Origin of the sequence: Streptomyces sp. NPDC058619, assembly GCF_042717785.1 — a bacterium.
Lineage (GTDB): Bacteria > Actinomycetota > Actinomycetes > Streptomycetales > Streptomycetaceae > Streptomyces.
In genome coordinates, this window is the sequence record NZ_JBHXQN010000019.1 from 37,751 (window position 1) to 64,083 (window position 26,333).

General features: G+C 74.1%; 20 protein-coding genes and 2 pseudogenes. 14 read left to right on the plus strand and 8 right to left on the minus strand.

The window, feature by feature from the left end:
* Positions 1–72 precede the first annotated feature (72 nt).
* From meaB to ACFWTC_RS20075, 6 genes and pseudogenes are all read right to left on the minus strand, one after another.
* On the minus strand, positions 73–1,056 hold the full coding sequence (gene meaB / locus ACFWTC_RS20050) for a methylmalonyl Co-A mutase-associated GTPase MeaB (protein WP_383922532.1): 984 nt from the start codon (positions 1,054–1,056) through the stop codon (positions 73–75).
* A 10-nt stretch (positions 1,057–1,066) separates the two neighbouring features.
* Positions 1,067–3,256 carry a methylmalonyl-CoA mutase gene (scpA, locus tag ACFWTC_RS20055; protein WP_384027790.1) on the minus strand — a complete coding sequence of 730 codons (2,190 nt, stop codon included), beginning with the start codon at positions 3,254–3,256 and terminating at the stop codon, positions 1,067–1,069.
* The gene (locus tag ACFWTC_RS20060) at positions 3,253–5,109 is read right to left on the minus strand and encodes a methylmalonyl-CoA mutase family protein (protein ID WP_384027791.1); all 1,857 of its coding nucleotides are present in this window, start codon (positions 5,107–5,109) and stop codon (positions 3,253–3,255) included. The genes scpA and ACFWTC_RS20060 overlap by 4 nt, the downstream gene beginning before the upstream one ends.
* Before the next feature lie 62 nt (positions 5,110–5,171).
* Positions 5,172–6,360: pseudogene (locus ACFWTC_RS20065) on the minus strand (ROK family protein).
* 734 nt (positions 6,361–7,094) lie between these two features.
* Positions 7,095–8,015: an NADP-dependent oxidoreductase gene (locus tag ACFWTC_RS20070; RefSeq protein ID WP_383922543.1), complete on the minus strand. Its 921-nt coding sequence runs from the start codon at positions 8,013–8,015 to the stop codon at positions 7,095–7,097.
* A 65-nt stretch (positions 8,016–8,080) separates the two neighbouring features.
* Entirely contained in the window at positions 8,081–8,827 is a 747-nt protein-coding gene (locus ACFWTC_RS20075) for a DUF2470 domain-containing protein (protein WP_383922670.1), read from the minus strand.
* A 162-nt stretch (positions 8,828–8,989) separates the two neighbouring features.
* Between ACFWTC_RS20075 and ACFWTC_RS20080 the strand changes: the two genes are divergently transcribed.
* The 4 genes from ACFWTC_RS20080 to ACFWTC_RS20095 all read left to right on the plus strand — a co-directional run bounded on the left by ACFWTC_RS20080 (position 8,990) and on the right by ACFWTC_RS20095 (position 11,917).
* Positions 8,990–9,385: a cell division protein SepF gene (locus tag ACFWTC_RS20080; RefSeq protein ID WP_383922546.1), complete on the plus strand. Its 396-nt coding sequence runs from the start codon at positions 8,990–8,992 to the stop codon at positions 9,383–9,385.
* Between the two features lie 67 nt (positions 9,386–9,452).
* Entirely contained in the window at positions 9,453–10,928 is a 1,476-nt protein-coding gene (locus ACFWTC_RS20085) for an AAA family ATPase (protein ID WP_383922549.1), read from the plus strand.
* Positions 10,925–11,308: a nucleotide pyrophosphohydrolase gene (locus ACFWTC_RS20090; protein ID WP_384027792.1), complete on the plus strand. Its 384-nt coding sequence runs from the start codon at positions 10,925–10,927 to the stop codon at positions 11,306–11,308. The genes ACFWTC_RS20085 and ACFWTC_RS20090 overlap by 4 nt, the downstream gene beginning before the upstream one ends.
* 123 nt (positions 11,309–11,431) lie before the next feature.
* Entirely contained in the window at positions 11,432–11,917 is a 486-nt protein-coding gene (locus ACFWTC_RS20095) for a DUF6099 family protein (protein ID WP_383922555.1), read from the plus strand.
* A 56-nt stretch (positions 11,918–11,973) separates the two neighbouring features.
* Here the strand turns inward: ACFWTC_RS20095 and ACFWTC_RS20100 are convergent, their stop codons facing one another.
* Positions 11,974–12,216: a hypothetical protein gene (locus ACFWTC_RS20100; protein WP_383922557.1), complete on the minus strand. Its 243-nt coding sequence runs from the start codon at positions 12,214–12,216 to the stop codon at positions 11,974–11,976.
* 716 nt (positions 12,217–12,932) lie between these two features.
* Here ACFWTC_RS20100 and ACFWTC_RS20105 point away from each other — a divergent pair.
* The 8 genes and pseudogenes from ACFWTC_RS20105 (at position 12,933) to argF (ending at position 22,288) form a co-directional block, all read left to right on the plus strand.
* The gene (locus tag ACFWTC_RS20105) at positions 12,933–13,118 is read left to right on the plus strand and encodes a hypothetical protein (protein ID WP_383922560.1); all 186 of its coding nucleotides are present in this window, start codon (positions 12,933–12,935) and stop codon (positions 13,116–13,118) included.
* A 324-nt stretch (positions 13,119–13,442) separates the two neighbouring features.
* A pseudogene (locus tag ACFWTC_RS20110) lies at positions 13,443–14,060 on the plus strand (LLM class flavin-dependent oxidoreductase); the annotation flags it as partial.
* 15 nt (positions 14,061–14,075) lie between these two features.
* A complete protein-coding gene (gene mmuM, locus ACFWTC_RS20115; protein WP_383922563.1) occupies positions 14,076–14,984 on the plus strand; it encodes a homocysteine S-methyltransferase in 909 nt (302 codons plus the stop codon).
* Positions 14,985–15,092: 108 nt separating this feature from the next.
* A complete protein-coding gene (locus tag ACFWTC_RS20120; RefSeq protein ID WP_383922566.1) occupies positions 15,093–16,616 on the plus strand; it encodes a 3' terminal RNA ribose 2'-O-methyltransferase Hen1 in 1,524 nt (507 codons plus the stop codon).
* Positions 16,613–19,207 (plus strand): polynucleotide kinase-phosphatase, encoded by a 2,595-nt coding sequence (locus tag ACFWTC_RS20125; RefSeq protein ID WP_384027793.1) that lies wholly within the window; start codon positions 16,613–16,615, stop codon positions 19,205–19,207. The genes ACFWTC_RS20120 and ACFWTC_RS20125 overlap by 4 nt, the downstream gene beginning before the upstream one ends.
* A gap of 192 nt (positions 19,208–19,399) precedes the next feature.
* Positions 19,400–19,903, plus strand: a complete 504-nt coding sequence (locus tag ACFWTC_RS20130; RefSeq protein WP_384027794.1) for a hypothetical protein — start codon at positions 19,400–19,402, stop codon at positions 19,901–19,903.
* A gap of 55 nt (positions 19,904–19,958) precedes the next feature.
* Entirely contained in the window at positions 19,959–21,185 is a 1,227-nt protein-coding gene (locus ACFWTC_RS20135; RefSeq protein ID WP_383922574.1) for an arginine deiminase, read from the plus strand.
* A gap of 83 nt (positions 21,186–21,268) precedes the next feature.
* The gene (argF, locus tag ACFWTC_RS20140; protein ID WP_383922577.1) at positions 21,269–22,288 is read left to right on the plus strand and encodes an ornithine carbamoyltransferase; all 1,020 of its coding nucleotides are present in this window, start codon (positions 21,269–21,271) and stop codon (positions 22,286–22,288) included.
* Positions 22,289–22,363: 75 nt separating this feature from the next.
* Here argF and ACFWTC_RS20145 read toward each other — a convergent pair whose 3' ends face one another.
* Positions 22,364–22,834, minus strand: a complete 471-nt coding sequence (locus tag ACFWTC_RS20145; RefSeq protein WP_383922580.1) for an ATP-binding protein — start codon at positions 22,832–22,834, stop codon at positions 22,364–22,366.
* Between the two features lie 282 nt (positions 22,835–23,116).
* Here ACFWTC_RS20145 and ACFWTC_RS20150 point away from each other — a divergent pair, with 282 nt between their 5' ends.
* Positions 23,117–23,944 carry an enoyl-CoA hydratase family protein gene (locus ACFWTC_RS20150; RefSeq protein WP_383922583.1) on the plus strand — a complete coding sequence of 276 codons (828 nt, stop codon included), beginning with the start codon at positions 23,117–23,119 and terminating at the stop codon, positions 23,942–23,944.
* 4 nt (positions 23,945–23,948) lie between these two features.
* Complete coding sequence (locus ACFWTC_RS20155) at positions 23,949–26,312, plus strand: bifunctional salicylyl-CoA 5-hydroxylase/oxidoreductase (protein ID WP_384027795.1); 2,364 nt, start codon at positions 23,949–23,951, stop codon at positions 26,310–26,312.
* The last annotated feature ends 21 nt before the right edge of the window (positions 26,313–26,333 follow it).

The following is a 26,333-nucleotide window of genomic DNA, read 5'->3' on the forward strand; positions in this document are numbered from 1 at the left end:
TCGAACGCCGGCGGGGCTGGGATGTGGCCCCGTGCCGCCTCAAACGCCGGCGGGGCTGAAGGGGCGCCCGGGTCAGGGGCGGGTGAAGGCCGCGAGGATGCGGTCCGCCGCCGAGGTGGCTGTGACCGTGCCTTCGCGGACCGCCGCTTCCAGGGCCGGCGCCAGTTCCCGTACGGACGGGTCCGCGCGCAGCCGCGCCAGCAGTTCGTCGCGGACCATCGACCAGGTCCACTCCACCTGCTGGGCCGCCCGCTTCGCCGCCAGCCGGCCCCCCGCCTCCAGCAGCGTGCGGTGCTGTTCGAGGCGGTTCCACACCTCGTCCAGGCCCGTCGACTCACGGGCGCTGCAGGTCAGGACCGGCGGTGTCCACGCGGCGTCGGCCGGGTGCATGAGGCGCAGCGCGCCCGACAGTTCGCGGGCGGCGGACTTCGCCTCGCGTTCGTGCGGGCCGTCCGCCTTGTTGACGGCGAGGACGTCGGCCAGTTCGAGGACGCCCTTCTTGATGCCCTGGAGCTGGTCGCCCGTACGGGCCAGGGAGAGGAGGAGGAAGGAGTCCACCATGCCGGCGACCGCGGTCTCCGACTGACCCACGCCGACCGTTTCGACGAGGACCACGTCGTAGCCCGCCGCCTCCATCACGATCATCGACTCGCGGGTGGCCTTGGCGACCCCGCCCAGCGTGCCCGCCGAGGGGGAGGGCCGGACGAAGGCGGCCGGGTCCACGGCCAGGCGTTCCATCCGGGTCTTGTCGCCGAGGATCGAGCCGCCCGTACGGGTGGAGGAGGGGTCCACGGCCAGGACCGCCACCCGGTGGCCCAGCGTCGTGAGCATCGTGCCGAACGCGTCGATGAAGGTGGACTTGCCCACCCCCGGCACCCCGCTGATGCCGATCCGGCGGGCGCGCCCCGAGTGCGGCAGCAGCTCCGTCAGGAGCTTCTGCGCCAGCGCCCGGTGGGCGGGCAGGGTGGACTCGACGAGCGTGATCGCGCGCGCGACGAACGCGCGCTTCCCGTCGAGGACCCCCTTCGCGTAGGCCTCGATGTCGATCTTCGGCATCGATGCCCGCCTACAGCTCGTGCCCGAGGTCCGCGGCCAGCCGCGTCACCAGGTCGTGGGCCGCGTCCGGGATGACCGTGCCGGGCGGGAAGACCGCCGTCGCGCCCATCTCCAGGAGGGTGGGCACGTCCGCGGGCGGGATGACCCCGCCGACGACGATCATGATGTCCTCGCGGCCCTCCTCCGCCAGCTGCTCGCGCAGCGCCGGTACCAGGGTCAGGTGACCGGCCGCCAGCGACGAGACGCCCACCACGTGGACGTCCGCCTCGACGGCCTGGCGGGCCACCTCCGCCGGGGTCTGGAACAGCGGGCCGACGTCCACGTCGAAGCCCAGGTCGGCGAAGGCCGTGGCGATCACCTTCTGGCCGCGGTCGTGGCCGTCCTGGCCCATTTTGGCGACGAGGATGCGCGGACGCCGTCCCTCCGCCTCCTCGAACCGGTCGACGAGCGCACGGGTGCGCTCCACGGACGGGGACTCGCCTGCTTCCATGCGGTACACACCCGAGATCGTACGGATCTGGCTGGCGTGGCGCCCGTAGACCTTCTCCAGGGCGTCGGAGATCTCGCCCACGGTCGCCTTGGCGCGCGCCGCGTCCACCGCGAGGGCCAGCAGGTTGCCCTCGCCGCTGCCCGCCGCGTTCGTCAGCGCCCGCAGGGTGTCCTGGGTGACGGCCTCGTCGCGCTCCTCGCGCAGCCGCCGCAGCTTGGCGATCTGCTGGGAGCGCACGGAGGAGTTGTCGACCTTGAGGACGTCGATCTGCTCGTCGGTCTCCACCCGGTACTTGTTGACGCCGATCACCGGCTGCCGGCCGGAGTCGATCCGGGCCTGCGTGCGGGCCGCGGCCTCCTCCACGCGCAGCTTCGGGATGCCCGCGTCGATGGCCTGCGCCATGCCGCCGGCCGCCTCGACTTCCTGGATGTGCTGCCAGGCCCGCCGCGCCAGGTCGTACGTCAGCTTCTCGACGTACGCGCTGCCGCCCCACGGGTCGATGGACCGGCAGGTCCCCGACTCCTGCTGGAGCAGCAGCTGCGTGTTGCGGGCGATGCGCGCCGAGAAGTCCGTCGGCAGCGCGAGCGCCTCGTCGAGGGCGTTGGTGTGCAGCGACTGGGTGTGCCCCTGGGTAGCGGCCATCGCCTCGATGCACGTGCGCGTCACGTTGTTGAAGACGTCCTGCGCGGTCAGCGACCAGCCCGAGGTCTGCGAATGGGTGCGCAGCGACAGCGACTTGGCGTTCTTCGGGTCGAACTGCTTGACCAGGCGCGCCCACAGCAGGCGGGCGGCGCGCAGCTTCGCGACCTCCATGAAGAAGTTCATGCCGATCGCCCAGAAGAACGACAGGCGCGGCGCGAACGCGTCCACGTCCAGCCCGACGGCCTGCCCGGCCCGCAGGTACTCGACGCCGTCGGCGAGGGTGTAGGCCAGCTCCAGGTCGGCCGTGGCTCCGGCCTCCTGGATGTGGTAGCCCGAGATGGAGATCGAGTTGTACCGCGGCATCTTCTGCGAGGTGAACGCGAAGATGTCGGAGATGATCCGCATCGAGGGCTTGGGCGGGTAGATGTAGGTGTTGCGGACCATGAACTCTTTGAGGATGTCGTTCTGGATGGTCCCGGCGAGCTTGTCGGGGGAGACGCCCTGCTCCTCCGCCGCCACGATGTACAGCGCGAGGACGGGCAGCACCGCCCCGTTCATCGTCATCGACACCGACATCTTGTCCAGTGGGATCCCGTCGAACAGCTGCCGCATGTCGTAGATCGAGTCGATCGCCACGCCCGCCATGCCGACGTCGCCGGTCACGCGCGGGTGGTCGCTGTCGTAGCCGCGGTGGGTCGGCAGGTCGAAGGCGACGGAGAGGCCCTTCTGGCCGGAGGCCAGGTTGCGCCGGTAGAAGGCGTTCGACTCCTCGGCCGTGGAGAAGCCGGCGTACTGCCGGATCGTCCAGGGCTGGTTCACGTACATCGTCGGGTACGGGCCGCGCAGGTACGGGGCCACACCCGGGTAGGTCCGCAGGAAGTCCAGGCCCTCCAGGTCGCGCCCGGTGTACAGCAGCTGCACGCCGATGCCCTCGGGCGTCTCCCACAGCAGGTCACCGGGGGCGGTGCCGGTGGACTCCTTCACGGAGGCGCGCCACTGGTCCTCGGAGCCGGCGGCGGGGCCGGCGCCGTCCAGCGCCAGCTCGGAGAAATCGGGGATGCCGCTCACGACGTGACTCCCATCCGGTCGAGTACGCAGGACAGCACGGCGACCGCGTCGCAGCCGGCGAAGACGTACGCGTCCACCGCTTCCGCGGCGGTACCGGGCTTCCCGGCGAGGAACACCGTCGTGGCGCCCGCCTCGCGCAGGGCGGCGGCCACCGCCTCGGCCTGCTCCTCGTACAGTACGTCGCTGGAGCAGATCACGGCGGTGCCGTCCGCGCCGCTCGCGGAGTACGCCGCCGCGGCCGTCTGCGGGGTCACCGACACCGGATCGTGCACCGGCTCGATGCCGCCCGCCTGGAACAGGTTCGAGGCGAAGGTGGCCCGCGCGGTGTGCGCGGCGGCCGGGCCGAGCGCGGCGAGGAAGATCCGCGGCCGGGCGCCGGTCGCGGCCAGGTGGGCGTCGCTGCGGGCGCGCAGCGCCTCGTACGCCTCGTCGCGGCGGACCCGGGGCAGGCCGCCGGCGGGCCCCGGGGGCGCGGGCTCGCGCACGACCGGCTTCTCCGACAGCAGGGGGAACTCGCTGACGCCGGTGATCGGCTCGCGGCGCTTGGCCAGCTTCTTGGACCGCTCGGCCCAGGTGGCGGCGATCCGGTCGGCGACCAGGCCGGAGCGCAGGGCGGCGGCCTGGCCGCCGGCCTTCTCCACGGTCTGGAAGAACTCCCACGCGGCGTGGGCCAGTTCGTCGGTGAGGCGCTCCACGTAGTAGGAGCCGCCGGCCGGGTCGATGACGCGGGCCAGGTGTGATTCCTCCAGCAGGATGCTGGAGGTGTTGCGGGCGATACGGCGCGCGAACGCGTCCGGCAGGCCCAGCTCGTGGTCGAAGGGGAGCACGGTGACCGCGTCCGCGCCGCCGACGCCCGCCGCCATGCAGGCGACGGTGGTGCGCAGCATGTTCACCCAGGGGTCGCGGCGGGTCATCATCACCGGCGAGGTCACGGCGTGCTGGCGCTGGGCGCCCGCCTCCGCGGCCCCGCAGGCCTCGGCGACCCGGGCCCAGAGGCGGCGGGCGGCGCGCAGCTTGGCGATGGTGAGGAACTGGTCCGCGGTGGCGGCGTAGCGGAACTCCAGCTGGCCGAGGGCCGCTTCGGTGTCCAGCCCGCCGTCGGTGAGGGCGCGCAGGTAGGCGACCCCGGTCGCCAGGGAGAGCCCCAGCTCCTCGGCGGCGCTGCCACCCGCCTCGTGGTACGGCAGCGCGTCCACGGTCAGGGCGCGCACGTGGGGGTAGCCGGCGGCCTCCCTGGCGAGCTCGACGGCGTCGGCGAGGTCGAGCTCCTCACCCGTACGGGCCTCGTGGCCCAGCGGGTCGGCGCCCAGGCTCGCGCGGGCGGCCGCGGGGGCCACCTCGCGTGCGGCGTACAGGTCCAGCAGGGCGCGGGCGGCCCGGGCGTAGCCGGCGCCGGCGTCGAGGGAGACGGGCGCGAGGTCGAGGTAGACCCCCTCCAGGGCGCGGGGGAGCGCCTCGGCGGGCAGGCCGCCGTCACCGAGGGTGAGCCAGAGGGAGGTGACCCCGTTCTCCAGGTCGGCGAGGACCGCCTCGTTCACCCGTACGGGGTCGGCGCCCTGGTGCCGCTGGCGCACGTCCCAGCCGTTCGCGGCGTTCCCCTCGGCCCTGCCTCCCCGTACGAAGGGGGCGAAGCCGGGGAAGCCGGTGTCGGGCGCGGTTTCGGGCGCGGTGTACAGCGGGCGGGTGGTGAGCCCGTCCTGGAGCGTGGTGGACAACGCGTCTTCCGCTGCCTCGCCGGAAACTTCCTTGCCCGACTTGCGCAGCACGCCTTCTACCAGGCGCTGCCACTGCTCATGCGTCGCGTCAGGGAATTCGGCGGCCAAGGAGAGCCCGTCATCAGGCAGGACCGTCATGGCTCGAATGCTAGGGGGGCGCCCAGGGAACAACCAGGACCACCCGATGTGATCTCCCCCTCTCATGTGAGGTGGGAGGGGTCACGAAAGAGCGGACCGAGCAGGACGGTCGCCGCCGCCCCCGGGAGCACGGCGGGACCGGCGTGGGGCGGGACGATCCGCCCGGGGTCTCCGGGGGCGCGGGCGAGGGACGCGGCCGCGTCGCGGATCTCGTCGAGATACCCGTCGTGCAGCACGCTCGACAGCTCGGTCACCACCATGACGGCCGGGTTGAACACGTCGAGGAGCAGGGCGGCGGCCCGGCCGACGTCGCGGGCGCGCTCGCGCAGCAGCCGGTCGGCGCGCGGGTCGCCGGTCGCGGCCGCGTCCACGAGCATCGGGACGGACGGGTCGGGGACGATCCCGCGGCGCACGGCCTCGGCGCCGAGTGCCGTGTCGGAGGCGGTCGCCTGGAGACAGCCCGTACGGCCGCACGCGCAGGGGGCGACCGAACCGGGCACCGGGAGGTGCGCGACGTCGCCCGCGGCCGCGCCCGGACCCTGGTGCACGGTGCCCTCGATGCCGAAGGCGGCGTCGACGACGTTGCCGATGAAGAGGTGGACGAGGCTGCGGCGGGCCTCCGGGCGGCCGAAGAGGATCTCGGCGTGGGCGACGGCGCGGGCGTGGTTGTCGACGGACACGGGCAGGCCCAGCGCCCGGGACAACTCGGCCGCGAGCGGCCGGTCCCGCCAGCCCAGGGCCTCGTGGCGGACGACCACCCCGGCGCCGGGCCCGCCCGCCCCGTCCGGGCGGCCCGGGCGGACCCAGCCGCCGAGGGCCGCGCCGACCCCGAGGAGCGGCCGGCCGGTGTCGCACTCGCGCAGGAACCGGCAGCCGGGCGGCGATCTCCCGGCCGAGATCGGGGGAGCGCGGGTCCCGGTGGGGGAAGGACCGCCGGGCCAGCAGGCGGCCGCGCAGGTCGACGAGGCTGAAGGTGGACTGGGGCACCCCGGTGTGCAGCCCGGCGGCGACGGGCCCGCCGACGGCCCCGGTGTGCAGGTCGAGCGGGATCCGCGGCCGCCCCACGCCGTCGGCGGGACCGGGCAACTCCCGCAGCAGCCCGGCGCGGAGCAGCCCGGTGGTCTGCCGGGACACGGCGGCGGGGCTGAGCCCGGACAGCCCGGCGATGCCGCTGCGCGCGACCGGCCCGTGGTCCAGGACCGTCCGCAGCACGGTGGAGGCGTTGGCGGCGGCCCGGCTGTCACCTGCCATACGGGTCACGGGGGTCTCCTCGGGGGGCGCGGGCGTCCCCTGATGATGCCGGAGCCCGCCAAAGCGCCACGGCGCATCGGCGGGCGGGGGCGGGGGCGGGGGCGGTGCGGTGCCGGACCGGGCCGGTGGCGGGGCGCCGGCCCCCGCCAGAGCGTCCCCCTCCGAGACCGCGCCCCGCCCAGGCCGTGCTCGGGCCGACCCCGAGCCGGGCGGGTGGGGCGGCGCGGGGTCGGAGGGGGGTGGCCGGGGCCCGGTACGGGCGTGCGCAGGGGCGTGCGGCGCGCCCGCGCCAGCTACCGCGCCCCGTCTACGCCGTACTCGGGCCGCCCGGGTCGTCCGCGACGCCCCGTCTTTGGCGTACTCGGCCCGCCCCGGGTCGTCGCCGTCGCCCCCCCAAGCCGTGGCCGTCCCGCCTACGCCGTGCCCGCCCTGCCAGCGCCGTGCCCGAGCTGCCGCGCGCCGCCGCGCGCCTGGGCGGGGGTGGTGCGATGCGGGGGCGCGCCGCGGACTCTTCCGCACCGAGTACACCGGCCGCACCCTGCGCGAGAACTACGGACTGCCGCGCCCGGCCAACCGCCACGCGCGGGCAGGCGCATGACGGACCGCGCCCCCTGAGCCGTGGCGGGGCGGGTGCGGGGGTACGGTCCGCCGGGCAGCAGCCTCCGGCGGACCGCACCCGTACGCCCCGCGGTGCGGGCGCGCGCCGTCCCGTCCCGCCCCGGGCCGGGTGCCGGTCAGAGCGTGAGGACGATCTTGCCGCGGGTGCGGCCCGCGGCGCTCAGCTCCCAGGCCCGCGCCGCCTCCGCGAGCGGCAGGGCGTGCTCGACGTTGACCGTGAGCCGGCCCGTGTCGGCGAGCCCGGCCAGGAAGGTGAGGTCGGCGTGGTCCGGGCGCACCCACAGCTGGTGCGCGCCCTTGGCGGCGGCCTCGTAGTCGGCAATGGACACCACCCGGTGGCGCTCCTTGACCAGCGACTGGAGCACCTCGATCACGCCGTCCCCGTAGAAGTCGAGGCCCGCGTCGACGCCCTCGGGGGCCAGCGCGCGGACGCGGTCGGCCAGGCCCTCCCCGTACAGGACGGGCTCGGCGCCGAGCGAGCGCAGGTAGTCGTGGTTGTGCGCGCCGGCCGTGCCGATGACGCGCAGGCCGAGGGCGACCGCGATCTGCACGCCGAAGGAGCCGGTGCCGCCGGCCGCGGAGTGGATGAGCACGGTCTCGCCGGCCCGGAGGCCCGCGCGGGTCAGTGACTGGTAGGCGGTGAGCCCGGCCAGCGGAATGGCGGCGGCCTGCTCGAAGCTCAGTTCGCGGGGCTTGTGGGCGAGCGTGCGGACGGGGGCGGAGACCAGTTCGGCGTAGGTGCCGAGCTCGACCCACTCCTTGCGGACGTAGCCGTAGACCTCGTCGCCCACGGCGTAGTCGAAGGTGTCGGCGCCGACGGCCTCGACGGTCCCCGCGACGTCCCAGCCGGGTATGACGGGGTGGCGGACCTCGAGGATCGGGTCGAGGTATCCGGCGGCGAGCTTCCAGTCGACCGGGTTGACCCCGGCGGCCTTGACGCGGACGAGGACCTCGCCCGGTCCGACCTTGGGCTCGGGTACGTCAACGAGCTGCAGTTCCGCGGGAGTTCCATATGAGCTGTACGTGATGGCCTTCATGATCACCGACAACAGGGCGCCCTCGGCGGGTTATTCCCCGCGGTGGCTCAGGCCCCCGCGGCGGCTCAGGCGGGCAGGGTGTTGCGGTGCGAGCGCCGCCGCGCCGCGCTGAAGAGGGCCTGGATCTGCGCGCCCGACTGCTCGACGTGGTCCAGCGGGGAGGGGAAGGCCAGCCGCACGTCGTGGTGGCGGCGCCGCTCCTCCAGCCGCAGGGTGATCCCGTACCGGTCCATGGCCACGGGCAGCGCGCGCAGGACGGCGGCGGTGGGCAGCGGCTCGACCAGGCGCAGGAGCAGCGTGACGAGGTCGGGGTGGTCGTCGAGGAGATGCGTGAGCATGCCGGCCTCGTACGGGGCCAGGGGGTCTGGGCAGGCCTCGTCGAGCTCTTCGAGGTTGACGTGGGAGAAGCCGTCCGCGGTCTCCAGGATGGCCTGGCCGTACTCCATGCAGGTGCTGTCCCCGGTGCTCGCCTCCGCGTACGGGGTGAGCAGCCGGCCGAGGACGGTGACCCGGGCGCGCACCCGGTCGCGTACGGGGGTGGGCGCGATGTCGGTGAACTCCAGCCTGATCGCGGGCCGCTCGTCGTGCAGGGCGGCGAGCGGGCTGCCCGCCGCGGGCGCCGCGGGGTGCAGGTGCAGCCGGCCCAGGACGTCCGTGCCGTCGAGGTGGCGCACCTCGGTCCGGAGGCCGTCGGCCACCACGGTCATGGAGTGGGCGGCGGCCAGGACGGACCGGACCCGTTCGGCGTCGGTGGGCCGGGCGGCGGGCGCGGACTGGGCGGCCGGGTGGGCGGGGTCACCGGACATGCGCATGCGGATCTTCTCCATCGTCCCGAGTGGGTTAGGTATGCCTAACCTAACCTAACCTATCCGTCCGGGTGGGGTACCCGCACGGTTCGTGTCGCTGTTGGGCTGAACGAGTGAAACGCGAGAGGATGGGGGGATGCACATGAAGCGCAGGGCCGAGGCGGTCCGGTGAGCAGGTATGACGTCACCGACGAACAGTGGGAGGGGCTCGCGCAGGTGGTCCCCCTGCGCAGTCGCAACGAGTGGCCCTCGCGGGTGGACCACCGCGCGATCCCCACGGCGCCCGGGGCCTCCGCGGCCGAGCAGCGCCGCTTCGTGGTGATCCGGGTCCAGATCTTCGCGGACGCGCGGGAGGTGGCCGAGTACCTGATCGCGCAGATCCCGGTGCTGCTCGACCTCACCGGCGCCGACAGCGAAGTGGCCAAGCGGATCCTGGACTTCAGCAGTGGCGTGGTCTTCGGGCTGGGCAGCGGCATGCACCGGGTCGACCGGAATGTCTTCCTGCTGGCCCCGGTCGGGACCGAGGTCGAGGGGATCGCGGCCGCCGCCGTCCCCCGATCGTAGGAAGACCGCCGCGGCGGAACGGTTCGCCGGGCCCTCGGGGGGTCCGGCGGCCCGTACCGTCCGGCGCATGGACGCCACCGCCGCCGCTCCCGATGCCGCCACCCCGTACGGGGAACCGGATCCCGCATCCGCCGCTGTCGCCGCCGCGCTCGCCGCCGCGTTAGCCGACGCGCCTGCCGCGCCCGCTGACGCCGCCTTGGCCGCGCCCGTGCAGGCGCCCGCGGCCGTGCGGGCGCCCGCGACCGCGCAGGCACCCGCGACCGTGCCCGCGGGGCCCGCGACCGTGCCCGCCGTGCCCGCCGTGCCCGCAGCGCGCACCGCGCCCGCCGGGCCGCCCCGTGCGGGGCGGGACCCCGACGACGCCGATCCGGTGGTGCCCGCGCAGGCCGGTGCGGGGGGCGTGGGGCGGGCGCCGGGCGCCCGGCACCGGCCCGTCCTCACCGAGTTGCGGCTCTCCGCCTTCGGCTCGCACCGGGCGGCCGCCTTCCCCCTGGGGCCCGTCACCCTCTTCGCCGGACCGAGCGGCAGCGGCAAGTCCCAGGTGCTGGCGGCCTACACGGCCCTCGCCGTGCTGGCCTCCGGTGCCACGCTGGAGGAGGCCTTCCCGGACCCGGCCGCCCGCATCCCCGACCGGGCCGCCCCCGACGCCGAGCGCCGCCGGGGGTTCCGCATCGGCTGCACGGTGGACGGCCCCGCCGGGCCGGTCCGGCTCGACCTCGCCGTCCAGGCCGAGCCGACGCTGCGGATCGTCGGCGAACGGCTCTCGCAGGACGGGCAGATCCTGCTCGGCACCGCCCTGCGCGACCCCGGCCGGCGCTCCGTGCAGGCGGCCTGGCTCACCGGCGGCGCGATCGGCGTCACCCGGGCCCCGCTCCCCGACGACCGGCTCGGCACCGCCCTGCTCCCGCTCCGCGTCGCCGGTGCCACGGCCGGCCAGCGGCAGGTGCTGGCCGCCGCCGAGCAGGTGGTGGTGGCCCTGCGCTCGGTGTTCCCGTGCGACCCCCGGCCGGACCGGATGCGCGCCCCCGTACGGCCGGGGGAGGGCCGGTTGTCGGAGGACTGCGCCAACCTGGCCGACGTACTGCGCCGGACCCGCCACGAGTGCGGCACCCGCCACGCGCTGCTGACCACGGCGGCCCGTACCGGCTGCGCGGGACCCGTGGCCGGCCTGGACGTCCGGGACCGGGCCGACGGCCTGCTCGCCGCCGTACTGGACCGGGGCCCGGGCCGGCCCGCCACCGAGCTCGCCCGGCTCGGTTCGGGCGAGCTCCGGTTCCTCGCCCTGGCGCTCGTCCTGCTGACCGGACCGGGGGTGCTGGCGGTGGATCCGGCGGCCGAACTGCCCTCCGCACGGCAGGTCCTGACGGTGCTCGCCGACGGTCTCGACCGCGGCCTGGACCGGCGCCAGGGCGACGAGCTGCTGCGCCTGGCGCTGCTGTCCTGCGGCCGCGGCCACCTGCGGCTGACCGCGGCCGTCGGGGAGGGGACCGCGGAGGCGGCCCGTGGGCTCACGGGCGTCGCGGTGGTAGACCTGACCCCATGAACGACACGGACACGCACGGGCCCCGGGACGACGAACGGCTGTACCGGCTCCAGCGACGGCTCGCCGCGTTCGCGGAGGCCCGGGACTGGGTCCCGTACCACACGCCGAAGAACCTGGCCGTGGCGCTGAGCGTGGAAGCGGCCGAACTCGTCGAGATCTTCCAGTGGCTGACGCCGGAGCAGTCCGAGAAGGTCATGGAGAAGCCGGAGAGCGCGCACCGGGTGGCCGACGAGGTGGCCGACGTGCTCGCGTATCTCCTGCAGTTCTGTGAGGTCCTCGGGGTGGATGTGCTGGATGCGCTCGCCGCGAAGATCGAGCGGAACGAGCTCCGCTTCCCGGCGAGGGGTACGCAGACCCCAAATCGTCACTCTTCGGAGTGATGGCCCCGTCCACAATCACGTTTGTGTCCACATTTTCCGAATACCCCTGGCTTTACTGGCCCGTTGCCCTCACTCTGGGTAGTGATGGGAATGGCGGGATGTCGTGCGGACGGGGGACGGCATATGGATGCGGTACGGCTCATCGCGGCCGGCCGGCACGCGCTGGCACAGAGCGGGGCTGCGTGGGACATCGTGGGCGAGGCCTGGCAGGCACAGGCACTCGCGCAGGGCATAGGCGGCTATCTGGCGGTCACCGGACCGCCGGAGATGAGAGCGGAGGCACGGGGACTGGGTGAAGCGGGAGGCAGAGGCTGCGGGGTGCTCGACCGGGCCGCCCTGCGCGGTGAGGGCAGCGCCCCGGAACAGCCGCCGCGGGCGGCGCAGCTGGCCGGGGTGGCGGATGTCCGGCAGGCGCTGCTCGGGCTCCAGGCGCTGCTGGGAGAAGTGGGCATAGCCCTGGTCGGGGTGGCCTGCGGGACGGACGACGAGACCCTGTACTGGCAGTGCATCGAGTCGATCGACGCGGCCGACGAGTCGAGCGACCGGGTCCGGGCGATCCTGCGCCGGATGACGGTCCGGGAGCGGGGCTCCGCCTCCGGGGTGGTCTGAGGCCACCGGTCGGTGTCACGGGCCGGGTCCCGTCGCGGGCGACGGGACCCGCACGGTCAGGACGACCGCTGGGCGGTGCCCGGGCCTTCCGGGACGCGGTCCGCGGAGGACTGGAGGTCTGCGTCGAGCTGCGTGAGGTCGGAGTTCAGCGCCGCCATCAACTCTTCCATCTGCTGCAGCAGGCCTTTGGACGCCCCGCCCTGGGCGGGTACCGCGGACTCCTGGCCCGCCTGGTCGTCGGCAGCCCATCCGGTCTGTCCTGTGTGTCGGGCGTTCTCCGGCACGGCCTCGTGGGACATGGCGGCCTCCTCGGCCCTGGCCCCTCCGGGAAGGAAGGGGGCGGCGGACGCACCGGCGTGAAGCCGCCGGCGCGCGGGCCGGGCGGTCCGGCTCCGTCCCAGCAACGATCCCCGTTTGGCCCGGTCACTGGCGCGGTCGGCGGTCGGCCGTCCGGTTGACGCAGATTCACCCGGCCGGGGCGGGACGGGCAGGATGGCGGGCATTGATCTTCGCGTTTTCACCGCGGTGTCGCGTTCTTCGCCCTGATCGCCGGCCTGGCGCACCAGGAGAGCAAGAACAAGAGCAAGTTCATTCGGGACGCCTTCGCCGTTCTCCGCGCCAGAGACGCCGCAAGGGCGGCACCGGGGACAGGGCGGGGTGCGAGTGGTCCCCCCGTGGTGCTCCGGATCCTCCGTGATCCGCGCCTGGCCGGCTTCGCCATCGGACCTGTGGATCAGAAGACGAAGCGACGCACCATCCTCCGAGACGAGGAGGGGCAGCCCGTCATGGCGCACGAGGGCTTCATCACGCCGAAGCGCTGGTATGACATCCAGCAGACCCTTGACGGACGCAAGCAGGAGCGACGCATGGACCGGACCGGGGAAATGACGCTGCCCGGCTTGTGGGGGCTGCTTGCGGTGCGGGCGCTGCACGTCGGGGCTGACGGTCTCGCGTGCTGGTGTCGGCACCTACGTGTGCAACCTCCGGCGCGCGACAAGGGGACGAGCCCAAGCACGTGCTCCGCATCCAGATGGACCACGCTGACGGCATCGTGGCGCAGCGCGTGTGGGCCCGGCTGGGCGCCATGGACCCGACCGACCCGGATGACGTCGAGTGGCTCTCAATCGCCGCTGAGCGCTTTGCCGTGCAGGTTGACGAGGGCGTCACCCACCCTGGCGCCATAGAGGTGGGCCGGTCATGAGGGTCGGCAGGAATCGGCGCGCACCCGTTGACGTCAGGTCGGCCCTGACGGCGGGTGGCTGGCCCCCGTAGCTCAGTTGGAAGAGCATCGCGCCGGTCGTCCCACGACGACGATCGTCATGACCCGGTCCTGAGACCCTCCTTGTGAACATGGACCGCTGGACGGGCGTGCGCTGGCGCGATGTCAGCTTCGGCCCGGCGGCCCCCAAGGCCTCGGATCGCCGGTGGCCGGGGCTTTCGCATGCCCGCACCCTGGAGCAGACTGGACGGATAGTCGGTTCCGCAGGTCAGGTAGGTGGTAAGCGATGGGTAGCGACGTAGCCGGTTCTTCCGCTCCGACCACTGTCTGCGCATGGGCTCGGCGGACGGCCTTCCGGGCCCCACCGACGCCTGGATCACCCTCGCGGGTCTGGCCCGCGAGACCAAGCGGATCCGGCTGGGCACGCTCATGACGGCCGGCACCTTCCGGCTGCCCGGCGTGCTCGCCATCCAGGTGGCCCAGGTCGACCAGATGTCCGGCGGGCGCGTCGAACTGGGCCTGGGCGCGGGCTGGTGCGAAGACGAGCACAAGGCCTACGGCATCCCCCTCCCGGCGGAGCGGATGGCTCGGCCGGAGGAGCAGCTGGCCATCGTCACCGGCCTGTGGGCCACCCCGCCCGGCTCCGCCTTCGACTACGCGGGCAGCCACTACCAGGTGGAGAACTCTCCGGCACTCCCCAAGCCCGCCCAGGCCAAGGTGCCCGTCCTGATCGCCGCCGCCATCGGCCGCGACGTGGAGGACCTCCGGGCCAACGGGCTGACCGGTTCCCCCGCCGAGGTCGTGGAGAAGACCGGGGCGTACGGGGAGACCGGCTCCTCCCGCGTCTACCTCCAGCTACTCGACCTCGACGACCTGGACCACCTGGAGCTGATCTCGGCCCGAGTCCTGTCCCAGCTGGGCTGACGGGGGTCCACACCGATGACGCGCGCGTCCGGCCCGCTCGCCGGAGCCCTGGCCCGGCGGACGGTGGTCCTGGACGGCGGGCTGAGCAACCAGCTCGCCGCCCAGGGCTGTGACCTGTCCGGCGGCCTGTGGACGGCCCGGGTCCTCGCCGAGGAGCCGGAGCAGGTCGAGGCCGCCCACACCGCCTACGCGCGGGCCGGCGCGCAGGTGCTGACCACCGCGAGCTACCAGGTCGGCTACGAGGCCTTCGCCGCCCGCGGCCACGACCGGCGGGCGACCACCGCCCTGCTGCACCGCAGCGTCGCCCTCGCCGCCCGCGCGGCCGAGGCCGCCGACCACGAGGTGTGGGTGGCCGCATCGGTCGGACCGTACGGGGCGGTGCTCGCGGACGGCTCCGAGTACCGCGGGCGGTACGGCCTGACGGTGCGGGAGCTCGTCGCCTTCCACCGGCCCCGGGTCGAGGCCCTGCTCGCCGCGGGCCCCGACGTCCTCGCCCTGGAGACCGTGCCCGATCCCGACGAGGCCGAGGCCCTGCTCACGGTCCTCGCCGAGACCGGAGCGTCGGCCTGGCTGAGCTACACGGTCGCCGGCGGCCGCACCCGCTCCGGCACACCCCTCACGGAGGCCTTCGCGCTCGCCGCGCGGGCGCCGCAGGTCATCGCCCTCGGCGTCAACTGCTGCGACCCGGCCGACGTCCTGCCCGCACTGGAAACGGCGGCGGCCGCCACCGCCAAGCCGCTGCTGGCCTACCCCAACGACGGCTCCGTCTGGGACGCTGCCACCGGCACCTGGAACCCGCCGCCCGCCCGCGCCCCCTGGCCCACCGCCGCCTGGCACCGCGCGGGCGCCCGCCTCATCGGCGGCTGCTGCCGCATCGGCCCCGCCGGCATCACCGCCCTGGCCCGCGGCCCGCACGCCGCCTGACGGTCACGGCCACCCGCCGTCACACGGCGCGGGAGGCGGCGGCGCGGTGTTGCGCAGGACGGATAAATCCCTGGTCGGCGGGCGGGGGCGCGGTCAATACTCGGTCGTGTGTTCCTGACGATCTCCACCACCGGCTCCCTCGAACGTCCCGCCACCGACCTGGGCTACCTGCTGCACAAGCATCCCGGCAAGGCGCAGGAGTTCTCCACCTCCCACGGCACCGCCCACGTGTTCTACCCCGAGGCCACGGCCGAACGGTGCACGGCGGCCCTGCTGCTGGAGGTGGATCCCGTCGCGCTCGTGCGCCGCGGCCAGGGCAAGGGCCGGGGCGGGGCGCCCGACGCCGCGCTGGCGCAGTACGTCAACGACCGTCCGTACGCCGCGTCCTCGCTGCTCGCCGTCGCGCTCAGCGGGGTGTTCCGCAGCGCGCTGGGCGGCCAGTGCACCGCCCGCCCGGAGCTGCCGGGGCAGGCGCGTCCGCTGCGGGTCGAGATCCCGGTGCTGCCCGCGCGCGGCGGCGCCGAGCTCGTGCACCGGCTGTTCGGGCCGCTCGGCTGGGACCTCGTACAGGCGCAGCCCCTTCCGCTCGACGAGCGGTTCCCCGAGTGGGGCGACTCCCGGTACGTACGGCTCGTGCTGGAGGGGGAGCTGAGGCTCGCGGACGCCCTGCGGCAGCTCTACGTCCTGCTGCCGGTCCTGGACGACGCCAAGCACTACTGGATCTCCCAGGACGAGGTCGACAAGCTGCTGCGCGCCGGGGAGGGCTGGCTCGCCGCCCACCCCGAGAACGGCCTGATCAGCTCGCGCTACCTGGCGCGGCACAAGGGCCTGACCCGAGACGCCCTCCAGCGCCTGGAGCTGGTCCGGCTCGCCGAGTCCGACGGCAGCGAGGTCGAGGAGCTCGACAACGCCGTCGACGAGGACCGGGACACCGAGGAGCGGCCCGTTCCGCTCGCCGTGCAGCGCCGCGAGGCCATCCTCGCCGCGCTGCGCGGCGCCGGCGCCCAGCGGGTGCTGGACCTCGGCTGCGGGCAGGGACAGCTGGTCCAGGCCCTGCTCAAGGATCCGGCGTACACCGAGATCGTCGGGGTGGACGTGTCCATGCGGGCGCTGCACCTCGCCGCCAAGCGGCTGCGGCTGGAGCGGATGGGGGAGCGGCAGAGCTCCCGCGTCCGGCTGGTCCAGGGCTCGCTCGCGTACACCGACAAGCGGCTGGCCGGCTACGACGCGGCCGTGCTCAGCGAGGTCATCGAGCACCTGGACCTGCCCCGGCTGCCCGCCCTGGAGTACGCCGTCTTCGGCTCGGCCCGGCCGCGCACGGTCCTCGTCACCACCCCGAACGTCGAGTACAACGTCCGCTGGGAGACCCTGCCCGCCGGGCACGTCCGGCACGGCGACCACCGCTTCGAGTGGACCCGGGAGGAGTTCCGGGCCTGGGCGCACGAGGTCGCGGCCCGGCACGGGTACGGGGTCGAGTTCGTCCCCGTCGGGGACGACGACCCCGAGGTGGGACCGCCGACCCAGATGGGCGTCTTCACCCGGGCCGACACCGACACCGACACCGACATCAACCCGGGCGCCGACACCACCACCGACACCACCGACACCCCGAAGGAGGGCGAGGCAGCATGACCACCACCACGACCACCGCCGCGGAGACCGACCGGCACCGCGTCCTTCCCGTCACCGACCTGTCCCTCGTCGTCCTGATCGGGGCCACGGGATCGGGCAAGTCCACCTTCGCCCGCAACCACTTCAAGGCCACCGAGGTCATCTCCTCCGACTACTGCCGGGGCCTGGTCGCGGACGACGAGAACGACCAGAGCGCCAGCAAGGACGCCTTCGAGGTCCTGCACTACATCGCCGGCAAGCGCCTCGCCGCCGGCCGCCTCACCGTCGTGGACGCCACCAGCGTCCAGGCCGACGCCCGCCGGCAGCTGGTCCAGCTCGCCCGCGAGCACGACGTGCTGCCCATCGCCATCGTCCTCGACCTGCCCGAGCAGGTCTGCGCCGAGCGCAACGCGGCCCGCCCCGACCGGGCCGGCCTGCCCCGCGCCGTCATCCAGCGCCACCGCCGGGACCTGCGCCGCTCGCTGCGCGGCCTGGAGCGCGAGGGCTTCCGCAAGGTGCACGTGCTGCGCACCGTCGAGGAGGCCGAGAGCGCCGAAGTCGTTCTGGAGAAGCGGTTCAACGACCTCACACACCTCAGCGGCCCCTTCGACATCGTCGGTGACATCCACGGCTGCTCCTCCGAGCTGGAGACCCTGCTCGCCAAGCTGGGCTACGAGGACGGCGTCCACCCCGCGGGCCGTACCGCCGTCTTCGTCGGCGACCTCATCGACCGCGGACCCGACAGCCCGGGCGTCCTGCGCCGCGTCATGGGCATGGTCCGCTCCGGCAACGCCCTGTGCGTGCCGGGGAACCACGAGAACAAGCTCGGCCGGTACCTCAAGGGCTCCGAGGTCCAGCGGACCCACGGCCTGGCCGAGACGATCGAGCAGCTGGAAGGCGAGTCCGAGGAGTTCGTCGGGGAGGTGCGGGAGTTCATCCGCGGCCTCGTCAGCCACTACGTGCTCGACGGCGGCAGGCTGGTCGTCTGCCACGCCGGCCTGCCCGAGAAGTACCACGGCCGCACCTCCGGCCGGGTCCGCTCGCACGCGCTGTACGGGGAGACCACCGGCGAGACCGACGAGTTCGGTCTGCCCGTGCGCTACCCGTGGGCCGAGGACTACCGCGGCAAGGCCGCCGTCGTCTACGGCCACACCCCGGTCCCGGACACCACGTGGATCAACAACACCATCTGCCTCGACACCGGCGCCGTGTTCGGCGGGCGGATGACCGCCCTGCGCTGGCCCGAGCGCGAACTGGTCGACGTACCGGCCGAGAAGGTCTGGTACGAGCCGGTCAGGCCGCTCGCCGCCGAGGTGCCGGGTGGGCACGACGGGCGGCCGCTGGACCTCGCCGACGTCCACGGGCGCCGGATCGTGGAGACCCGGCACCTGGGCAACGTCACCGTCCGCGAGGAGAACGCGGCCGCAGCCCTGGAGGTCATGAGCCGCTTCGCGGTGGACCCCCGGCTGGTGCCGTATCTGCCGCCGACCATGGCGCCGACGGCGACCTCCCGCGAGGACGGCTACCTGGAGCACCCGGCGGAGGCCTTCGCGCAGTACCGCAAGGACGGCATCGTCCAGGTGGTGTGCGAGGAGAAGCACATGGGCTCCCGGGCCACCGTCCTGGTCTGCCGGGACGCCGCCGCCGCCCGCGAGCGCTTCGGCGTGGACGGGCCGACCGGATCCGTCTACACCCGTACCGGGCGGGCCTTCTTCCACGACCCCGAGGTCACCGAGGAGGTCCTCGGCCGGATCCGCTCGGCGATTACAGAGGCCGGCCTCTGGGAGGAGCTGACCGAGCCCGACAGCGCCTCCGGCGCGGGCGACTGGCTGCTCCTCGACGGGGAGCTCCTGCCCTGGTCCCTGAAGTCCGCCGGCCTGCTGCGCCACCAGTACGCCGCCGTGGGCGCGGCCTCCCGCTCCGTCCTCCCCGGGGCGATCGGCGCGCTGGAGGCCGCGGCCGCCCGCGGCGTCGACACCGGAGCACTGCTGGCCCGCCAGCGGGACCGGGCCACCGACGCGGCGGCCTTCACCGAGGCCTACCGACGCTACTGCTGGCCCACGGACGGGCTGGACGGCGTACGGTTCGCGCCGTTCCAGCTGCTGGCCGCGGCCGGGCGCTCGCTGGCGGCCGTGCCCCACGACGAGCAGCTGTTCTGGCTCGACCGGCTCGTCGCCGCCGACGAGGCGGCCGGCACCGGGCTGCTGCGCCGCACCGGCCGGATGCTGGTGGACACCGGCGACGAGGAGTCCGTACGGGCCGGCACCGACTGGTGGCTGGAGCTGACGGCCGCCGGCGGCGAGGGCATGGTCGTCAAGCCGCTCCAGGCCTACGCCCGGGACGGCAAGGGCCGGCTGGTGCAGCCCGGCGTCAAGGTGCGCGGGCGCGAGTACCTGCGGATCATCTACGGTCCGGAGTACACCCGCCCCGACCACCTGGAGCGCCTGCGCGACCGGTCCCTCGGCCACAAGCGGTCGCTCGCCCTGCGCGAGTACGCGCTGGGGCTGGAGGCACTGGACCGGCTGGCCGCGCAGGAGCCGCTGTGGCGGGTCCACGAGGCGGTCTTCGCGGTGCTCGCGCTGGAGTCGGAGCCGGTCGACCCCCGGCTATGACCGCGCCGCCCGGGACCACCGCCGACGGGGCGCCGCTCCGCGAGGCACGTGCCGTAAAGCAAGGACCCCCGTACGGCCGCGAATTAGGTCGTATGGGGGAACTTTCGCGGAGAACTCCGGGAATACCACCGGCGGGATCGTTCATCCAGGGCAGCGGAATGTCCGCGAACCTGGAAGGACGGAACGTCACTTATGAAGATGACCGCGCGCGGAAGCATTGCGGCGCTCATGACCTGTCTGGCCGCGGCCGGCGCGGCCACCCCGGCCGTGGCCGACTCGGTCCCGGTCGGGGTCCCGTTGGAAGCCGTCGAGACGTCCCTCGGAGTGGACGCCCCGCGCGTGGCGACCGGGGTTCCGGTCCCGGTCGTCGGAGCGCCCGACGTCCCCCGCCACCACACGGGTGACCTGCTCCCGACCCCACTCCTCCCGACCGTCCCGATCGGCGCCGAGCTGGGCGACACCCTCGTCGCCTCGCCGGTGCCCAACCTGCTGGGCAAGCCGGAGACGGACGGCGAGGGCTCCCTGGGTGCGCCGGCCACCACCCTGCGCACCCGGACCCCGGGTGCGGTCGTCGGCTCCCCGCTGACGATGCCGGACGGATCCAACTTCGGGCTGCCGAACCTGACGACTCCCAAACTGGGCATCATCGCCCCGGAGTTGACCGGCGCCCCGGCCGCCCTTCTCGGCCTGCGCTGAGACGGCGTGGCGGACGCCACGTGAGAACGCCGCCCGGTCTGGGAACGTGTACCGCATGGGATTCCATGTCGACTCCGAGACCGGGCGGCTGCGCCGCGTCATCCTCCACCGGCCGGACCTGGAGCTGAAGCGGCTCACACCGGGCAACAAGGACGCGCTCCTCTTCGACGACGTGCTGTGGGTGCGCCGGGCCCGCCAGGAGCACGACGGGTTCGCCGACGTACTGCGCGACCGGGGCGTCGAGGTCCACCTCTTCGGCGACCTGCTGGCCGAGGCGCTGGAGATCCCCGAGGCGAGGCACCTCGTCCTCGACCGGGTCTTCGACGAGAAGGAGTACGGCCCGCTCGCCACCGACCACCTGCGCGCGGCCTACGACGGGCTCAGCTCGACCGAGCTGACGGAGGCCCTGGTCGGCGGGATGACCAAGCGGGAGTTCCTGGAGCGGCACGCCGAGCCGGTGTCGGTGCGCTTCCACGCCATGGAGCCGGACGACTTCCTGCTGGGGCCGCTGCCCAACCACCTGTTCACCCGGGACACCTCGGCCTGGATCTACGACGGGGTGTCGATCAACGCGATGCGCTGGCCCGCCCGCCAGCGCGAGACGGTGCACTTCGAGGCGATCTACCGGCACCACCCGCTCTTCACCTCCTCCGGCGCCTTCCACTACTGGTCGCAGGGGCAGGCGGACTACCCCTCGACGATCGAGGGCGGGGACGTGCTCGTCATCGGCAACGGCGCGGTGCTGATCGGCATGAGCGAGCGGACCACCCCGCAGGCCGTGGAGATGCTGGCGCGCGGCCTGTTCGCCGCCGGCTCGGCGGCCACGATCGTGGCCCTCGACATGCCGAAGCGGCGGGCCTTCATGCACCTGGACACGGTCATGACGATGGTCGACGGAGATACGTTCACTCAGTACGGGGGGCTGGGCATGCTGCGCTCCTACACGATCGAGCCGGGCGCGGAGGCGCACGAGCTGAAGGTGACCGACCATCCGCCGGAGCACATGCACCGGGCCATCGCGGCGGCGCTCGGCCTGGACGCGATCCGGGTGCTGACCGCCACGCAGGACGTGCACTCCGCGCAGCGGGAGCAGTGGGACGACGGGTGCAACGTGCTGGCCGTGGAGCCGGGGGTGGTGGTCGCGTACGAGCGGAACGTGACGACCAACACGCATCTGCGCAAGCAGGGCATCGAGGTGATCGAGATCCCGGGGAGCGAACTGGGCAGGGGCCGGGGCGGGCCGCGCTGCATGAGCTGTCCGGTCGAGAGGGACGCCGTCTGAGGGCCACCCGGGGTATGTATATCAATACGGAGGATCGTATAGACTTCCAGCATCCCCTGTCACCGTGACGCTGGAGCGACGCCATGGCCACCGACCTCGTCGGCCGCAGTTTCCTCAAGGAGCTCGACTTCACCGCCGCCGAGTTCCGCGGCCTCATCGAGCTCGCCGCCGCACTCAAGGCGGCCAAGAGGGCCGGCCGCGAGGAGCGCCTGCTCCAGGGCAGGAACATCGCCCTGATCTTCGAGAAGACCTCCACGCGCACCCGCTGCGCCTTCGAGGTCGCCGCGGCCGACCAGGGTGCCCACACCACCTACCTGGACCCCTCCGGCTCCCAGATGGGCCACAAGGAGTCGATCAAGGACACGGCCCGCGTCCTGGGCCGGATGTTCGACGGGATCGAGTACCGCGGTGACAGCCAGCGGGCCGTCGAGGAGCTGGCCGAGCACTCCGGCGTGCCCGTCTTCAACGGCCTCACCGACGACTGGCACCCCACCCAGATGCTGGCCGACGTCCTGACCATGACCGAGCACAGCGACAAGCCGCTGGAGCGGATCGCCTTCGCCTACCTCGGCGACGCCCGCTTCAACATGGGCAACTCCTACCTCGTCACCGGCGCGCTGCTGGGCATGGACGTCCGCATCGTCGCCCCCGAGGCCTACTGGCCCGCCGCGTCCGTGGTCGCCCGGGCCCGGGAACTCGCCGCCGCCAGCGGGGCGCGGATCACCCTGACCGAGGACGTCGCCGAGGGAATCGCCCAGGCCGACTTCGTCGCGACCGACGTGTGGGTCTCCATGGGCGAGCCCAAGGAGGTCTGGGACGAGCGGATCGCCGACCTGTCCCCGTACGCCGTCACCATGGACGTGCTGCGCGCCACCGGGAACCCGGACGTCAGGTTCCTGCACTGCCTGCCGGCCTTCCACGACCTCGGTACCGAGGTCGGCCGGGGGGTCCTGGAGCGCCACGGGCTCGACTCCCTGGAGGTCACGGACGAGGTGTTCGAGTCGGTGCACTCCGTCGTCTTCGACGAGGCGGAGAACCGGCTGCACACCATCAAGGCCGTGCTCGTCGCCACGCTCGCCGGGCCCTCGGCGAGCCCCGCGTAGTCATGCCCGGCCCCCGGGGCCGGGAGTCCCGTGCCGGGATCCGTCCGTGCCGGGATCCGTCCGTGCCGGGATCCGTCATGCCGTTCCGGGCAGGGGCGGGGCGGGCCGGGCCGCGAGGGTGAACCACACGGCCTTGCCGCGCTCGGTGCGGCGGTGGCCGCAGGCCGAGCTCAGGGTGCGGATCAGCAGAAGTCCCCGGCCGTGCTCCTGCCACGGGTCGGGGTGGTCGTCGTCCGGACGGGCCGCCAGGTCGCCGGGCGGCCGCGGATCGGCGTCGTGGACCTCGACCTGGCAGCCGCCCGCCAGCAGTTCCACGACCAGCTCGATCGGGGCCCCGGCCGCGGTGTGCTCCACGGCGTTGGCCACCAGCTCCGCGGTGAGCAGCTCCGCCGTGCCGCTGTCGGCGGCGGGCGCCTCGACGTCCGCCAGCGCGGTGCGGACGAGGGTGCGGGCGAGGGGTACGGCCGCCGGCGTGTGGGGCAGGGCGATCCGCCATGCGGAGGGGTCGGGCACGGCAGGTCCGTCCGTTCCGTGGGGTCGGGGCACGTGGGGGGAGGGGGCCCGCTCCCCACGAAGAGATGGGCCCGCTTTCAACGATACGGAGTCGAAATGCCGAGGTGTAGGGCACCCCGGCGGAAGCGCCGGGGACCACCGTCACCAGCCGGGCTGGACCTCCGGCGCCGCGCGGCGACCCCGCTCCCGCGCCGTCTCCACGCCGCGGTGTCACGCTGCTGCGCTGCTCCGTCCCCGCTGCCCCGTCCCCACCGCCCCGTCACCGCTATCGCGTTTCCGTGACGGCAGTCACGATGCGGTGATACCGTCGTCCGTGTGAGCCCCTTCACCGGTTCCACGACAGCGACCGAACGGTGGCGCCACCTCCGGGTGGCCCGGCAGGACGGCGTGGCCACCGTCACCTTCGACCGCCCCGAGAAGCTCAACGCCCTCACCTTCGGTGCCTACGCCGACCTCCGGGACCTGCTGGCCGAGCTCTCCCGCGAGCGTTCCGTCCGCGCGCTGGTGCTCGGCGGCGAGGGCCGCGGCTTCTGCTCCGGCGGGGACGTGGACGAGATCATCGGCGCGACCCTCGCCATGGACACCGCCCAGCTCCTCGACTTCAACCGGATGACCGGCCAGGTGGTCCGCGCCATCCGCGAGTGCCCCTTCCCGGTGATCGCCGCCGTCCACGGGGTCGCCGCCGGAGCGGGAGCCGTCCTCGCCCTCGCCGCCGACTTCCGCATCGCCGACCCCACCGCCCGCTTCGCGTTCCTCTTCACCCGCGTCGGCCTGTCCGGCGGCGACATGGGCGCCGCCTACCTGCTGCCCCGCGTCGTCGGCCTCGGCCACGCCACCCGGCTGCTGATGCTCGGAGAGCCCGTACGCGCCCCCGAGGCCGAGCGGATCGGCCTGCTGAGCGAGCTCACCGAGGAGGGGAAGGCCCACGTACGGGCCGCGGAGCTGGCCGCCCACCTGGCCGCCGGACCCGCCCTCGCCTACGCGCAGACCAAGGCGCTGCTCACCGCCGAGCTCGACATGCCCCTCGCCGCGTCCGTGGAGCTGGACGCCACCACCCAGGCCCTGCTGATGAACGGCCAGGACTACGCGGAGTTCCACGCGGCCTTCACCGGGAAGCGGCCGCCGCACTGGAAGGGCAGGTAGCCGGATGTCCGCGCACGCCCTGCGGGTGGCCGTCGTCGGCGGGGGACCGGGAGGGCTCTACGCCGCCGCGCTGCTGGCCCGGCAGGGCCACGCCGTCGAGGTCTGGGAACGGGGCGCGCCCGAGGACGCCTTCGGCTTCGGCGTGGTGCTCTCCGACGAGACCCTGGGCGGCATCGAGCAGGCCGACACGGTGGTCTACGCGGCCCTGAGCGCCGAGTTCGTGCGCTGGGACGACGTGGACGTCGTGCACCGGGGACGGATCCTCACCTCCGGCGGCCACGGCTTCGCCGCCCTCGGACGCCGCCGGCTCCTGGAGATCCTGCACGAGCGCTGCGCCGGTCTCGGCGTCCGGCTCCGCTTCCGTACGCAGGCCCCGGACCCGGCGGCGCTCTCCGCCGCGTACGACCTGGTGGTCGGGGCGGACGGGGTGCACAGCGCGATCCGCGAGCACGGGGCCGCGCACTTCGGGCCGACCGTGACCGCCGGACGCTGCCGGTACATCTGGCTCGCCGCCGACTTCGCCCTCGACGCCTTCCGCTTCGAGATCGCGGAGACCGAACACGGCGTCATGCAGCTGCACGCCTACCCGTACGCCCGCCCGTCGGCCCCCGACGACGGCGGCACCCCGGGCCTGTCGGCCGGACCGCAGGGCCCGCTCGGCGCCTCCACCGTGATCGTGGAGATGCGCGAGGAGGTGTGGCGCGCGGCGGGCTTCGACCTCTGCGACGAGGCCGAGTCGGCCGCGCGCTGCGCCAAGATCTTCAGCGAGGCTCTGCGGGGACGGCCGCTGTACGGCAACCGGTCGGCGTGGACCCGGTTCCGTACGGTCGTCAACACCCGCTGGTCGCACGGCAACACGGCCCTGCTCGGCGACGCGGCGCACACCGCGCACTTCTCCATCGGCTCCGGCACCAAGCTCGCGGTGGAGGACGCCGTCGCCCTCGCCGGAGCCGTCGCCGAAGCGGTCGCTGCCGCCGGCGACGCCGGCGACGCCGACGCCGTGGTGGACGTACCCGCCGCGCTCGCGGCGTACGAGGCGGCGCGGCGCCCGGCGGTGGCCAGCACCCAGCGCGCGGCGGCGGCCAGCATGCGCTGGTTCGAGGAGATCGCCGGCTGCACCGGCCAGCCCGCCCGCCAGTTCGCCTTCAACCTGCTCACCCGCAGCCGCCGGGTCACCCACGACAACCTGCGGCTGCGCGACGAGCGCTTCACGCGCTCCGTGGAACGCGACTTCGGCTGCCCCGACGAGGAGGCCGGGCACGGGCGGACGCCCCCGATGTTCACCCCGTTCACCCTGCGCGGGCTGACCCTGCGCAACCGGGTGGTCGTCTCCCCGATGGACGTGTACGCGTCCCGGGACGGCGTGCCCGGGGACTTCCACCTCGTGCACCTGGGCGCGCGGGCGCTCGGCGGCGCCGGTCTGGTGATGACGGAGATGGTCTGCGTCAGCGCCGAAGGCCGGATCACCCCCGGCTGCGCCGGGCTGTACACGCGGGAACAGGCCGACGCCTGGAAGCGGATCGCCGCATTCGTCCACACCTCCGCGCCCGGCACCGCGCTCGGCGTCCAGCTCGGCCACTCCGGCCGCAAGGGCTCGACCCGGGTGATGTGGGAGGGCATGGACGATCCGCTCCCGGAGGGCAACTGGCCGCTGGCGGCCGCCTCCGCCCTGCCCTACCGGCCCGGCGTATCGGCCGTCCCCCGCGCCCTGGACGCCGCCGGACTCTCCTCGATCCGCACCGAGTTCGCGGCGGCGGCCGTCCGGGCCGCGGACTGCGGCTTCGACCTGCTCGAACTGCACTGCGCCCACGGCTACCTGCTCTCCGGGTTCCTCTCGCCGCTGACCAACCACCGCACGGACGCCTACGGCGGTTCCCTGGAGAACCGGCTGCGCTTCCCCCTGGAGGTCTTCGACGCGGTCCGCGCCGTCTGGCCCGCGGACCGCCCGATGACGGTCCGCCTCTCGGCCACCGACTGGGCCCCGGGCGGCACCACCGCCGAGGACGCGGTACGGATCGCGGCCGCGTTCGCCGAACACGGCGCGGACGCCGTCGACGTGTCGACCGGCCAGGTGGTCGCGGACGAGAGCCCCGAGTACGGGCGCTCGTACCAGACCCCGTACGCCGACCGGATCCGCAACGCGCTGGGCGTCCCCGTCATCGCGGTCGGCGCCATCTCCTCCTGGGACGACGTGAACTCCCTGCTCCTGGCCGGGCGCGCCGACCTCTGCGCGCTGGGCCGCCCCCACCTGTACGACCCGCACTGGACCCTGCACGCGGCCGCCGAGCAGCGCTACGAGGGCCCTGCCGCCCCCTGGCCCGCCCCCTACCGCGCGGGCAGCCGGCCCCCGCCCACCGGGCGCGGCTGAACCGGCGCGGGCGGGCCGGGG